Genomic DNA, 13,695 nt, shown 5'->3' with positions numbered 1-13,695 from the left:
CCCGGCGTGGAAGGCTGTCGGTCATGACTGTTCTGGACATTCCCACCTTGAAGCTAGTAAACGGCGCGGACATCCCGCAGGTCGGCCTGGGCACCTGGCCCATGTCGGACGAGGAGGCGGAGGTCGCGGTCGCCGAGGCCGTCGAGCTGGGCTACCGGCTGGTGGACACCGCCTACGCGTACCGGAACGAGACCGGGGTGGGGCGCGGGTTGCGGGCGAGCGGCGTGCCGAGGGAGGAGCTGTTCGTCACCACCAAGCTGAACGGCGAGTGGCACGGGTACGACGCCGCGCAGGAGGCGTACCAGGCCAGCCTGGACCGGCTCGGACTCGACTACGCCGACCTCTACCTGATCCACTGGCCGCTGCCGCGCAAGGACCGCTACGTCGAGGCGTGGAAGGGCATGGTCAAGCTGCTGGAGGACGGCCGCGTGCGGGCGATCGGCGTGTCGAACTTCAAGCCGGCCCACATCGACCGGCTCCTGGCCGAGACCGGCGTGGTGCCCGACGTGAACCAGATCCAGCTCAACCCGTTCTTCACCCGTGACGAGCCCCGCGCCTACGGCACCGCCCACGGGATCGCCACCCAGTCCTGGGGGCCCCTCGGGCAGGGCGGCGACCTGCTGGAACAGCCGGTCGTCACGGCCGCCGCCGAGCGGCACGGCAGGACCCCCGCCCAGATCGTGCTGCGCTGGCACATCGAGCTCGGCCTGATCACCGTGCCGAAGTCGTCCAGCCCCGGGCGGATGAGGTCCAACGCCGAGATCTTCGACTTCGCCCTCACTCCCGAGGAGGTCTCGGAGCTGTCCGCCCTCGACCGGGGCGAGGCCGCCGCGACCGACTCCGACTCCACCGGCCACTGACCCCGGCGGACCGCTCCGGCCTCGACGGCCTCCTGTGAGCGGCCCACCGGCCCGCCCTCCCCGCACCCGTCGTCACGACTCGTCGTCACCGCCGAGGCCGACGTGCCGCGCGACCATCACAGAAGGAGCCCCACGCATGTCCGTATCACATGACGTCCAGCAGATCGAGCAGGCCAACTCCTCCGGCCGGACCCCGGTCGTCTTCGTCCACGGGTTGTGGCTGCTGCCCAGCAGCTGGGACCGGTGGGCCGCCGTCTTCGCCGAGGCGGGCTACGCGCCGGTGACGCTCGGCTGGCCGGACGACCCCGACACCGTGGCCGAGGCCAAGGCCCATCCCGAGGTCTTCGCCCACAAGACCGTGGGCCAGATCGCCGACCACCTGGCCGAGCTGATCGGCGGGCTGGAGCGCAGGCCCGCCGTCGTCGGGCATTCCTTCGGCGGCCTGCTCACCCAGATCCTGGCGGGCCGGGGCCTGTCGGGCGCCTCCGTCGCGATCGACCCCGCCCCCTTCCGCGGCGTGCTGCCGCTGCCCGTCTCCTCCCTGCGCGCCTCCGCGCCCGTGCTGGGCAACCCGGCCAACATCCACCGCGCCGTCCCGCTCACCTACGAGCAGTTCCGCTACGCCTTCGCCAACGCCGTCACCGAGGAGGAGGCCAAGGAACTGTACGAGACCTTCTCCGTCGCGGCCCCCGGTGCCCCGCTCTTCCAGGCCGCCACCGCGAACTTCAACCCCTGGAGCGAGACCAAGGTCAACAGCAGGAGTCCCGAGCGCGGCCCGCTGCTGATCATTTCCGGGGAGAAGGACAACACCGTCCCCTGGGCGATCGCCAACGCCTCCTACAAGAAGCAGAGGCGCAACGAGACGGCGGTCACCGAGATCGTCGAGATCCCCGGCCGAGGGCACTCCCTCACCATCGACGGTGGCTGGCGCGAGGTCGCCGACACGGCCCTGACCTTCGTCCGGCGCTTCCTGTGATCGACGGCCCTCCGTAGCAGGCGGGAGCACATACGCGAGCGGGGAGACGGGACACGCCCGGCCCTCGTCCGTCCGGCGCTCCCGTGATCGACGGCCCTTCGTGGCGGGGCCGCACGACACGCGACACGCGGCGCGGGAGGCGACACGCGGGCCGGGGAGACGACACCGTGCGGGGGTAGGGTACGGAACCGTGAAGCGGGCCGAGGAGGCGGCATCGTGAATGCCGACGGGCAACGGCACGGCCACCCTCCCACGTCACCGGGATCCGCCCGTGCCCCCCGCGAACACGGCGGGCACGAGGGACGCGAGGGGCACGACCCGGAGGTCTTCCGCCGCCGGTTCTGGGTCAGCCTGGCCCTGTCGGTCCCCCTCGTGGTCACGAGCCCGAAGGTGCAGGGGTGGTTCGGCCACACCGTCGACCTGCCCGGCCTGTGGGCGGCCGGGCCGGTGCTCGGCACGGCCGCGTTCCTCTACGGCGGCGGGCCGTTCCTGACCGGCGCGATCGGTGAGATCCGGGCCAGGGCGCCGGGCATGATGCTGCTCATCTCCATGGCCATCGTCGTGGCCTGCGCGGCCTCGATGGCGACCACCTTCGGCTGGTTCGACCTGGACTTCTGGTGGGAGCTGGCCACCCTGGTCACCGTCATGCTGCTGGGGCACTGGCAGGAGACCAGGGCCATCGGCCAGGCCAGGGGCGCCCTGTCCGCGCTGGCCTCGCTCCCGCCCGACCAGGCCGAACGCCTCGGCGAGGACGACGCGCCCCGGCCGTGGACTTCGAGTCCCTGGCCGGACGCGGCGTGCGGGCCGTCGTGGACGGCGTGCCGTACGCGGCCGGCGGTCCCGCGCTGCTCCGCGAGCTCGGCGCGGACGTCCCCGTACCTCTCCGCGAGGCGACGGAGGGGTGGGCCGGGAGCGGCGCGGCCGTGCTGCACCTGATGGAACTCACCCGCGAACCGCCACCTGCCGTCGCCGCCTTCGCGATGCGGGACGAGATCCGCCCCGAGGCCCGCGCCGCCGTCGAGGGGCTTCGTGCCGAGGGGGGCGCGACGATCGTCATGGTCACCGGGGACGCCAGGCCCGTGGCCGACACCGTCGCGGCCGAGCTCGGCATCGACGAGGTGTTCGCCGAGGTGCTGCCCGGTGACAAGGACCGGACCGTCGCCGGACTCCAGGAGCGCGGCCTCACGGTGGCGATGGTCGGCGACGGTGTCAACGACGCCCCCGCCCTGGCCCGCGCCGACGTCGGCATCGCCATCGGGGCGGGCACCGACGTCGCCATCGAGTCCGCCGGTGTCGTCCTGGCACCCTCGGACCCGCGTGCCGTCGTCGCCGTCATCCGGCTGTCACGGGCCTCCTGCCGCAAGATGATCCAGAACCTGTCCTGGGCCGCCGGGTACAACCTGGTCACGCTTCCGCTCGCGGCCGGGGTCCTGGCCTGGGCGGGCGTCGCGGTCAGCCCCGCCGTCGGCGCCCTGCTGATGTCGGCCTCCACCATCGTCGTCGCCCTCAACGCCCAGCCGCTGCGCCGCCTCCACCCTCAGGGCGAGAGCCTCTGACGCCCGGCGCTCTCGCGGGCACACCTGACCACGAGAATAATTCACAGTTAACCTATAGAGATAGTAGATTTAAGCGGGATCGGCCCACATGAGGCCATCGGCCAGCGGCAGAGGCGCACCGTCGGGGGGACTTTCGGATGCACATCACGGCCCGGAGCGACTACGCCATAAGGGCGATGCTGGTCATCGCGCTGAGCGATCCCGCCCCGGTCAAGTCGGAGACGATGGCCCAGGCGCAGGAGATCCCGGCGAGTTTCCTGCGCGGCATCCTGACCGACCTGCGCCGTGCCGACCTCGTCTTCGCCCAGCGGGGCCACGAGGGCGGTTTCACGCTCACCCGGCCGCCCGTCGACATCTCGGTCGGCGACGTCCTGCGCGCCGTCGCCGGCGAGCTGACCTCGGTACGGGGACTGCCGACCGGCGACGTGGCCTACTTCGGGGAGGCGGTGCGGCTGCGTACCGTGTGGCTGAACATCGAGACCTCGATAACCGCCATCGTCGACACCGTCAGCCTGGCCGCGCTCCTGTCGCCGGTGGCCGAGGCCGGCAGGCGGCGCAGGGCCTGAAACGGTGGGTGGGATGAAGATTCCCATACCTTGAGACACCTTGCTCGAAACGTGACTTGACGCCGCGTTGGCATTCAATCACGATAATTCCTATCAACAGAGTAGGAAAAACAGGAAGGGGGGCGTTGTGCGTGCGCTCATCCTCTTAGGCCTGGTCGGCTTCGCGGCACAGCTCGTCGACGGCAGCCTCGGCATGGCCTACGGTGTCACCTCGACGACGCTGCTCCTGGCCATCGGCACCAACCCCGCCGCAGCCTCGGCCACCGTCCACCTCGCCGAGATCGGCACGACCCTCGCCTCGGGCATATCCCACTGGCGCTTCAACAACATCGACTGGAAGGTCGTCGCCAAGATCGGTATCCCCGGCGCCGTCGGCGCGTTCGCGGGAGCCACTTTCCTGTCCGGCCTCTCCACCGAGGTCGCGGCACCGGTCATGTCGATCATCCTGCTCGTGCTGGGGCTCTACGTCCTGATCCGCTTCACGGCCTTCGGCCTCCCGCGCGGCAACCTGGGCAAGCCGCTGCGCAAGCGCTTCCTCGCGCCCCTCGGCGTGGTCGCCGGCTTCGTCGACGCCACCGGCGGCGGCGGCTGGGGCCCGGTCGGCACCCCGGCGATCCTGGCCAGCGGGCGCCTGGCGCCGCGCAAGGTGATCGGTTCCATCGACGCCAGCGAGTTCCTGGTCGCCATCGCCGCCAGCATCGGCTTCTTCTTCGGCATCGGCTCCGAGAACATCAACTTCTCCTGGGTCGCCGTGCTGCTGATCGGCGGCGTCATCGCGGCTCCCATCGCCGCCTGGCTGGTCCGGCACATCCCGCCGCGCATCCTGGGCTCCGCGGTCGGCGGTGTCATCATCCTGACCAACGTCCGGACCCTGCTGCGCAGCGACTGGATCGACGCCTCCAGCGGCGTCCAGACCATCGCCTACATCACCATCGCCGTCATCTGGGCCGCCGCCATCGCCTACTCGGTCCGCGAGTACCGCCGTGACCGCGACAACGAGACGGTCGAGGCGATCGAGGAGGAGGAGAGGCGCCGCGCGGCGGAGCAGGAGACCGCCGGCACCGCCAGCTAGCCGAACCCCGGCGCGCCCTCCGGCTCGCCGCATCGCACGAAGGCCCCTCCCGCTCAGGCGGGAGGGGCCTTCGTGCTGTGTGGCGGGGTTCGCGGGGCGCGGGACCCGTCCCGCGGGTGTCGCGCGCCGTTCTCGCGGGCGACACCCTCCGTCGGTGGGCGGCGTCCCGGCGTCATGGGGCTATCTGTAGTCGATTAACTACTTTATAGAGATATGTCGGCTTTTTGTGGCGCTCGTCCTAAAAAGCGAACTTGCGACTCGAACGCGTAACGCAACTTCTGTTGACGCGGTCAGGGATCACCGCATTGTCCTTTGGTAGATACGGTCGTCCGTTTTTCTCATTTTCAGAGGACAAAACCGCTGCCGCGTCCCCCGAACCGTTCGAGTCAAGGAACCCACCTGGCATTCATGCCCTACGGCGGATCGCGGCCGCTCGCCGTCGCCCTGGCGGTACTCGCGGTGACCCCGCCGACGTACGCCACCACCAGGCTCGACACCATCCGGCTCGACCCCGTCCCCGCCGCGGGAACACCCGCCCACGGCACGACGGCGGTCACCCGCGCCATCACCCTGATCACCGGTGACAAGGTCACGGTCCGCTCCGGCGGTACCGGGACCGGCACCACGGTGGTGCGGGGCCCCGGCGGCGAACCCGTCGGCGCCCACGTCACCACCGTGGGCACCGACACCTACGTCCACCCCGACAGCGCGATGCCCTACGTCTCCGCCGGGCTGCTCGACAGGCGGCTGTTCAACGTCACCCGCCTGCCGGCCGACGACTACGACGACGCCCACGTCGGCCACCTCCCGCTGATCGTCACCTACGCGGACAACTCGGCCGCCCGCGCCGCCACGTCGCTGCCCGAGGGCGCCACGAGGGTCCGTACCCTCAGCAGCATCAAGGGCGCGGCCGTCACCGAGGACCGCGACAGGGCCGCGAGCTTCTGGTCCTCGCTCACCGGCGGCCGGGCCGGTCACGCTGCCGCTGGTGCGGCTCGACCACGACGCGGACACCGGCGCGGACGGCAGGGCCTCCCGCTCGGCCGCCCTCACCCTTCTCCCCTCGCATCTCCCCTCGCACCTGCCGGGAGGGCCGAGGCCGGCCATCCGCTCGGGTGAGCTCCAGGTCTCCTACGACGACGGCGCCACCTGGCGCACCGAGCGCCTGACCCGCGCCGGCGACGGGTGGAGGGCCAGGCTGGACGCCCCGGCCCGCGCCCGGTACGTCAGCCTGCGGGCCGGAGCCGAGGACGAGAGGGGCAACGCCGTCGAGCAGACGATCGTCCGCGCCTTCGGACTGAGGTAGGGCCGAGGTGGAGCCCAGGTAGAAACGGGCGGCACCACCCGTCAGGCGCGAACGGCGCCGTCCGTCACGTGCGGGCGGTGCCGCCCGTCAGGTGTGAGCGGCATCGCCCGTCAAAGCCGGGCGGCGTCCGTCAGACGTGAGCGGCGGCGTCCGTCAAAGGCGGGTGATGCCGTTCGCGTGCGTGAGCGACATCGCCCGTCACGTGCGGGCGGCGCCGTTCGGCGGGCCGGAGCCCTCCGCGGGCGCGAAGTGCTCCGACACGCGCTCGGCGGGGTAGGCGCCGCGCTCGGTCACGATCCTCGTCACCAGGTGCGGCGGGGTGGCGTCGAAGGCGGGGTAGTGGCCGGTCACGCCCTCGCCCGCGGTGCGCGTCCCCAGCACGTGCAGGACCTCGTCGCCGTCCCGCCGCTCGATGACGACGTCGTCGATGCCCGGCGCGCGCGGATCGGGCGCGGGGATTATCACGTAGTACGGGACGTCGAAGGCGCGGGCGGCGAGCGCCACCCCGAGCGTGCCGACCTTGTTCACCACGTGCCCGTCCATCGTCACCCGGTCCGCGGCGGTCAGCGCCACGTCGGCGAGCCCGTCGGACAGCACCGAGGCGACCATCCCGTCGGTGATCAGGGTGGGCCGGTAGCCCATCTCCACCAGCGTCGGCGCGGTGAGCCGCGCTCCCTGCAGGTAGGGCCGGGTCTCGGTGCAGACGAACTCCAGCCGCTTGCCCGCCTCCTGCGCGGCCTCGACGGTCGCGATCAGGTAGGCGTCCGCCCAGCAGTGGGTGAGGACGCGGGCGCCGTCGTCGAGCAGCGCCGCCGCGTGCCTGCCCATGGCCGCGCTGCTCGCCAGGTAGGCCGCGTCGTGCCCGGCCGCCGCCCGGGTCACGGCCTCCACCAGCTCGTCCCCGTGCGCCTCGGGCAGCGGCCCGTCCACCGTGGCGGCCAGGACGGCCTCCACGGCGTCGCGGATGTGGTTGTTCGTGGGCCGGGTCGCGATCAGCCGGTCGCCCGCCCCGCGCAGCCGCGCCGCCGCGAGGCCCGGCGGCTCGCCCCGCGCCTCACGGGCGGCCAGCGTCATCCCGGCGGTCGCCGCGAACGAGGGGCCCGTGCTCTGGGTCACCATCCGCTCGATGGCCACGGCCACGTCCTCGCTGGTGACACAGCGCACCCAGCGGTGCTCGAAGGGATAGACGCGGCGGTCGAGGATCTCCACGGCGTCCTCGGTGATCCGGACGGAGTCCGCGAGGACGGGGCGCCTGCCGGTCGTGCTCATGAGACCTCCAGCGGGGGAGCGGGGGATCGGCCGGCCTGCCGCCGCCTGCCGGTCGCACCGGGTGCCGTCCGGCGTCGCCGCCGGCACCGCGACCCGGCGATGCCTCGCGCTTATGCCCCTTTTGGAGGGTCTCGTACCTCAGGGTGGCGGGCCGCTCCTGGACGGCCCGCCACCCTGAGGTACGACAGGTGTGACGGCTCAGGCGAGCTTCTCGCCGATCTCGGTGATCTGGGCGCGCTGCGCGGTGACCATCTTCTCCGCCAGCTGGGTGGTGGGCCTGTGCCTGCCCAGCGCGATCACGACCTGGGCCATCTGGACACCGCTGTTGAGGTGCTTGCCCAGCACGCTCAGCCACAGCTTGTCGAAGGCGGCGCCCGAGCGTCTCTCCAGGGAGGAGATCTGGGTGGCGGACAGCATGCCCGGCATGTCGTGCACGGCCCGGTCGTTCTCCGCCGGTACCTCGACATCCCACGACTGCAGCCAGCCGGACATCAGGTCGATGTCGTGGGACTCCTCATCCTTGATCTTCGCGGCCAGGTCGCGCACGTACGGGTCCTGGCTCCGGCCGTCCACCAGGTCGGCGAGCTGGATCGTCTGGCGATGGTGCGGGATCATCTCCTGGGAGAAGCGGACGTCCGCGTCCGCCCGATCACCGGCCAGCCCAACCGCCTGGACGGGGGCCACGGTCGTCACGGCCGCTGACGAGCACCCGGCGACCATCATGGCGGAGACCAGCAAGGCGGCGGTCAGAGACCGTCTTTTGCGCGACCGCCGGGTGCTCATCGAGATCACTGCCCCTTTCCTGCGGGTGGGAAGGATCATTCGTGCCGTTCCGTCCTGAGATACGCGGACCTTGTCGCGGGGGTTCAGGGTCAGCCGGAATTCGGTGCCCGAGATTTCGGACACCGAACTCCGGGTCCGGCCGCCGGGTGGGTCAGCCGGGGACGTCGCGGTGGTCGGAGATGCTGTCGAGCCAGGCGCGGTGCAGGTCGGCGTAGCGGCCCGCCCGCCCGGCGAGCTCGCCGGGCGGGCCGTCCTCCATGATCCTGCCGCCGTCCATCACCAGCACCCGGTCGGCGATCTCGACGGTCGACAGGCGGTGCGCGATGATGAGGGCCGTCCGGTCCGCCAGGACCGTCCGCATCGCCCGCTGCACCAGCCGCTCGCTGGAGACGTCCAGGCTGGACGTCGCCTCGTCGAGGATCAGCACCGCCGGGTCGGCCAGGAACGCCCTGGCGAACGCCACCAGCTGCCGCTGCCCGGCCGACAGCCGGCCGCCGTGCTTGCCGACCTGGGTGTCGTACCCCTCGGGAAGCGCGGAGACGAACGCGTCGGCGCCGATCGAGCGGGCCGCCGCCACCACGTCGGCCATGCTCGCGCCCGGCCGGCCGAATCTGATGTTGTCCGCCACGGACCCGCTGAACAGGAAGTTCTCCTGGGTGACCAGGACCACCGCGGCGTGCCGCGACTCCTCGCCGAGGTCGCGCAGGTCGACCCCGTCCAGCAGCACCCGGCCCGCCACCGGGTCGTAGAACCTGGAGACCAGCTTCGCCAGCGTGGTCTTGCCCGCCCCGGTGGTGCCGACCAGCGCCACGGTCTGCCCGGCGGGGACCGTCAGGTCCAGCCGGGGCAGCACGGGGGTGCCGTCCAGGTAGGAGAACTCCACGTCCTGGAACTCGATCCGCCCGCGTGGCCGCTCCAGCGTCACCGGGTCGCCGGACTCGGCCACCACGGGACGTTCCTGCAGCACGCCGGAGAGCTTCTCCAGCGCCGCCCCGGCGGACTGGAACGTGTTGTAGAACTGCGAGATCTCCTGCATCGGCTCGTAGAACTGGCGCAGGTAGAGCAGGAAGGCGGCCAGCACGCCCACCGTGACCTCGCCCTGGATCGCCAGCGTGCCCCCGTAGAGCAGGACGGCCGCGACCGTCACGTTCCCGATCAGCTTGACCCCCGGAGAGAAGATCGCGATCAGGTGCATGCTCCGCTGGTTGGCGTCGCGGTAGTCGGCGTTCAGCTGGGCGAAGATCTCCTGGTTACGAGGTTCCCTGCGGAACGCCTGGACCGCGCGCATGCCGGCCATCGACTCCACGAAGTGCACGATCACCAGGGCCACGGTCTCCCGGGTCCTGCGGTAGACGATGCTCGACTGCCGCCGGAACCAGCCGGTGAACAGCATCAGCACCGGCAGCGGCAGCAGCGCGACCACGCCGAGGTGGACGTCCAGGACGAGCAGCAGGACCGCCGTGCCGACCAGCGTCAGCACGGCGGTGACGAGGTCGTCGAACCCCGACTGCAGCATCTCGGAGATGGCGTCGATGTCGGAGGTGAGCCGGGAGACGACCCGGCCCGAGGTGTAGTCCTCGTGGAACGACAGCGACAGCCTCTGGAAGTGGGCGAACACCCGCCGCCGCAGCTCCAGCAGGATGCTCTGGCCGATGCGCCCGGCCATCCTGAGGAAGATCCGCCGGGTCACCAGCTGGACGGCCGCCGCCGCCAGGATCGCCGCGACGACCGTGAGCAGCGTCCTCGGCCCCGCCCCCGCCACCATCGGCGGGATGCCCGCGTCGATGCCCACCTTGACCAGGTACGGGATGGCGAGCGAGGCGACGTTGCAGGTCACGATGATCGCGACGAGCAGGAAGATCTCCCCGCGGTACGGGCGCAGCAGGTCGCCGAGCAGCCGCCTGGACCTGTCGCGCAGCAGGAACGACACCCGCGCCGACAGCTCGTCCTGGTTCTCCGCCGCGACCCCCCGCCACTCCAGGGACCCGTTCGAGGTCTCCTCGGCGGGGGGTCCGGGAGGCTGGGTGGAAGGTTCGGTCACGCTCACAGCCGTGCCTCCTCGACGTCCGGGTCGGCCGACAGCAGCGCACGGTACTCGGGCACGCTCGCCATGAGCTCGTGGTGCCCGCCGACGTGCGCGATCGTGCCGTCCAGCAGCAGGGCCACCCTGTCGGCGAGGAGCACGGTGGAGGCCCGGTGGGCGACGACGATCCCGGTGGCCTCGCGCAGCACGTGCCGCAGCGCCTCCTCCACCAGGGCCTCGGTCTCGACGTCCAGGGCCGACAGCGTGTCGTCCAGCACGAGGATCCTGGGACGGCTGAGAACCGCGCGGGCCAGCGCGAGCCGCTGGCGCTGGCCGCCGGACAGGGACATGCCCTGCTCGCCGATCCTGGTCTCCAGCCCCCACGGCAGCGTGTGGACGAACCCGGCCTGGGCGATCCGCAGCGCCTCCTCGATCTCCTCCTCGCTCGCGTCGTGCCGCCCCAGCGTGAGGTTCTCCCTGACGCTCATCGAGAACAGCGTCGGCTCCTCGAAGGCCGTGGCGACCATCGAGCGCAGCTCGGGCAGCGGCAGGTCGCGGACGTCAACCCCGTCGATCGTGACCCGGCCGGCGCCGACGTCGTACAGCCGGGGCACCAGGGAGGTCAGCGTGGTCTTGCCGGAACCCGTCGCGCCCACGACCGCCACCGTCTCTCCCGGCCGCACCTCCAGCCAGACGTCGCGGAGCACCGGCTCGCCGGCGCCGGGGAAGGTGAAGCACGCCCCCTCGAAGCGCAGGTGCCCCCGGGGCCGCTCGATCGCGCCGGTGCCCCCGACGATGTCCGGCTTGGTGTCGAGCACCTCCATCACCCGGTCCGCCGCGGTCATCGCCTCCTGGCCCATCGTCAGGATGAAGCCGAGCGCGGAGACGGGCCAGACCAGCTGCAGCATCAGGGTGGCGAAGGCCACCAGCGTGCCCAGCGTCAGCGTGCCGGAGCCGACCGCCAGGGCGCCGAGCAGCAGCACGAGCGCGAGGGTGATGTTCGGGATCACTTCGAGGAAGGTGAAGAACCTGGCCGACAGGCCGACCTTCTCCATCGAGGTCCGGTAGACCTTCAGCGCCCCTTCCTCGAAGATCCCGGAGACGTACCGGCCCCGGCCGAACGCCTTGATCGTACGGATGCCGGCCGCCGACTCCTCGACGACCGTGGCGAGGTCGCCCTGCTCGTCCTGGACCCGGCGGGAGATGGTGATGTACGTGCGCTCGAAGCGCAGGGTGGTGACCGTGATCGGCACCGCCGAGGCGACGACCAGCAGCCCGAGCGGCCAGTACATGTGGAGCAGCAGCCCGGTCACCGCCGCGATCTGGACGGTGGTCAGGACGAGGAAGAGCAGGCCGAAGCCGAGGAAGCGCCGGATCGTCGACAGGTCGGTCGTCGCCCGGGACAGCAGCTGGCCCGACTGCCAGGAGGCGTGGAACCCCATCGGCAGCCGCTGCAGGTGGCCGTAGAGGTCGTCGCGGATGCGGGTCTCCAGGCCCAGGACGGCGACGGCCAGCAGCCACCGCCGCAGGAAGACGAGCAGCGCCTCGGCCACGCCCAGCCCCAGGGCGAGCAGCGCGAGGGGAGGCACGGCCCCGGTGTCGCCCCGGGCGACGGGGCCGTCGATGATCTCCCTGCCGATCAGCGGGATGGCGATGCCAATCGCGACCGCGGCGAAGGAGAGCACCCAGATGGCGACCAGGCGGCCGACGTACGGGCGGAGGTAGGACCTCAACCGCCACAGGGAGCCCGCCCTGGCGCGGCGCGAGGGGAGGGGGCGCGGGGCCGGGGACTCCGGGTCGGTGGCGGGGGTGTTCGGGTTGTCGTCTGTGTTGTCGTCCTTGTTTTCCTTGCTGGCTGTGGTGGCTCCGGTGTCAGGGGGCATCGGCAGGCGGCACGCTCCTCACGGTGTTCTGACGGGGTGAGAGCCGGTCCGGGGCATGGCAGGCCGGAACGCCGTCCCCTCGTAACCGGTCTCTCCCGTGCCACCGCTCCCGGTGGCCGCCCCGTCGGATCACCGCCACCCGCGTGACACGGGTGACCATTCAGTTTCCGCACCGGGGCGTGGCGTCGGCAACTGATTTGACGGTCCCCATGTTGTAACCGGCAGGCCAGGGTGCCCGTTGACCGGGCGTTCTCTCCCGGGGTCAACGGCCCGCGTTTCGGACGGGCACGTGCGACGGCCCGGTGGCCGTCGCCGGGCGGCCTTCGGGTCCTCTCTTCCGGCCCGCCGGTACGGGCGCTGTCCCGGCGCCGAAATAGGGGGACTAAAATCCCCGGTGGTGTCGAGCGCGAGGAGGCGGACCCCGATGGATCTGGAGACGTTGCGCGATGTTTCCGAGCTGAGCGACCCCATCGAGCGCGCACGAGCGCTGAGCCGTCTCATCACCGAGGAGCAGGGCCTCGTCGCGGAGGCGGCGAAGATGCGTCGCCAGGCGATCGCCGAGGCCCGTGACTCCGGGATGAGCCTGGAGGACGTGGGGGCGCGCCTGGGCGTGTCCCCCGGCCGTATCTCCCAGACGAGAAAGGGCCCCTCGGCACGCGTTCCCGAGGAGTCCCCGGCACGCGCCTTCGAGGATCCCGTGCTCCGCGCTGCCGGAGAGGCCGCGCTCCATGGTCCCGGGGGGTCCTCGGCCCGCGCGCCCAGGGTCCTGGTACGGCGGACGCTGCCGACCGATCCCGCCGTGCGGGCCTCCGCGTCCCTGTTCCTCGCCGAGGCGGAGAGGCAGGGCGTCACGCCGGACCGCAGAATGCTCTACGTGGGCCCGGAACCGGCCGGTGATCACGTGGCCGCCTGCCTGCGCGTCGAACCCGGCGCCGAGGTGATCGCCCGCCGGAAGATGATGACGGCCGACGGGGTCCCGGTGCGCATCGCCACCAGCTACTTCCGGGCGGACCTGTTCGCGGGCACCCGCCTCGCCGAGCCCGGGTTCGTCAAGCCGTCACTCCAGTCGGCACTCGTCGCCCTCGGCCACACCTTCGGCCACGCCGAGGAGAACCTGACGGCCCGCCCGCCGACATCCTTCGAGTACGAGACCCTGGAGCTCGAACCGGGGGAGTGGGTCGTCCAGGTCCTGCGCGCCGGCTACTCCGACGAGGACGTGCCCGTCCACGTCCTGGAGACCATCTGCGCCGCGAACAGGCACATCTTCCCGATCGGCCAGGTCTCCGGGCACGACGAGTTCTGACCGGCCCCGGATGGAAAAAGGGGAGGCCGTGGTGGGCGGGGCGGCTGTAGGGTCTGCCCCATGACCTGGCGACATTGATCCTCAACGAACGGTCGGTC

The 13,695-nt window shown here is 71.6% G+C and carries 10 protein-coding genes and 1 pseudogene; 7 read left to right on the top strand and 4 right to left on the bottom strand.

Going from position 1 to position 13,695, the window contains the following annotated elements; translation table 11 throughout:
* The first annotated feature begins 23 nt into the window (after positions 1-23).
* The 6 genes and pseudogenes from ACSC1Q_RS37765 to ACSC1Q_RS37740 all read left to right on the top strand — a co-directional run bounded on the left by ACSC1Q_RS37765 (position 24) and on the right by ACSC1Q_RS37740 (position 6,149).
* Positions 24-860 carry an aldo/keto reductase gene (locus ACSC1Q_RS37765; protein WP_436763529.1) on the top strand — a complete coding sequence of 279 codons (837 nt, stop codon included), beginning with the start codon at positions 24-26 and terminating at the stop codon, positions 858-860.
* 136 nt (positions 861-996) lie between these two features.
* The gene (locus ACSC1Q_RS37760; RefSeq protein ID WP_436763528.1) at positions 997-1,836 is read left to right on the top strand and encodes an alpha/beta hydrolase; all 840 of its coding nucleotides are present in this window, start codon (positions 997-999) and stop codon (positions 1,834-1,836) included.
* A gap of 746 nt (positions 1,837-2,582) precedes the next feature.
* Positions 2,583-3,392: pseudogene (locus ACSC1Q_RS37755) on the top strand (HAD-IC family P-type ATPase); the annotation flags it as partial.
* A gap of 137 nt (positions 3,393-3,529) precedes the next feature.
* Positions 3,530-3,958, top strand: a complete 429-nt coding sequence (locus ACSC1Q_RS37750) for an RrF2 family transcriptional regulator (RefSeq protein WP_350976690.1) — start codon at positions 3,530-3,532, stop codon at positions 3,956-3,958.
* Positions 3,959-4,085: 127 nt separating this feature from the next.
* Entirely contained in the window at positions 4,086-5,030 is a 945-nt protein-coding gene (locus tag ACSC1Q_RS37745) for a sulfite exporter TauE/SafE family protein (RefSeq protein ID WP_350976692.1), read from the top strand.
* 408 nt (positions 5,031-5,438) lie between these two features.
* A complete protein-coding gene (locus ACSC1Q_RS37740; protein ID WP_436763527.1) occupies positions 5,439-6,149 on the top strand; it encodes a hypothetical protein in 711 nt (236 codons plus the stop codon).
* Between the two features lie 385 nt (positions 6,150-6,534).
* Here ACSC1Q_RS37740 and ACSC1Q_RS37735 read toward each other — a convergent pair whose 3' ends face one another.
* The 4 genes from ACSC1Q_RS37735 to ACSC1Q_RS37720 form a co-directional block, all read right to left on the bottom strand.
* Complete coding sequence (locus ACSC1Q_RS37735; RefSeq protein WP_436763526.1) at positions 6,535-7,605, bottom strand: translation initiation factor eIF-2B alpha/beta/delta subunit family protein; 1,071 nt, start codon at positions 7,603-7,605, stop codon at positions 6,535-6,537.
* Between the two features lie 198 nt (positions 7,606-7,803).
* A complete protein-coding gene (locus ACSC1Q_RS37730; protein WP_436763525.1) occupies positions 7,804-8,298 on the bottom strand; it encodes a DUF305 domain-containing protein in 495 nt (164 codons plus the stop codon).
* A 241-nt stretch (positions 8,299-8,539) separates the two neighbouring features.
* Positions 8,540-10,429: an ABC transporter ATP-binding protein gene (locus ACSC1Q_RS37725; protein WP_436763524.1), complete on the bottom strand. Its 1,890-nt coding sequence runs from the start codon at positions 10,427-10,429 to the stop codon at positions 8,540-8,542.
* Between the two features lie 2 nt (positions 10,430-10,431).
* Positions 10,432-12,294: an ABC transporter ATP-binding protein gene (locus tag ACSC1Q_RS37720; RefSeq protein ID WP_436763523.1), complete on the bottom strand. Its 1,863-nt coding sequence runs from the start codon at positions 12,292-12,294 to the stop codon at positions 10,432-10,434.
* Between the two features lie 424 nt (positions 12,295-12,718).
* On the opposite strand from ACSC1Q_RS37720, the gene ACSC1Q_RS37715 reads away from it, so the two are divergent.
* Positions 12,719-13,597 (top strand): GntR family transcriptional regulator, encoded by an 879-nt coding sequence (locus ACSC1Q_RS37715; protein WP_436763522.1) that lies wholly within the window; start codon positions 12,719-12,721, stop codon positions 13,595-13,597.
* Positions 13,598-13,695: the final 98 nt, after the last annotated feature.

Origin of the sequence: Streptosporangium heterodermiicola (assembly GCF_051390675.1) — a bacterium.
In the GTDB taxonomy this organism is placed as follows: Bacteria; Actinomycetota; Actinomycetes; order Streptosporangiales; family Streptosporangiaceae; genus Streptosporangium.
This window is presented reverse-complemented; position numbering and strand designations above follow the sequence as displayed.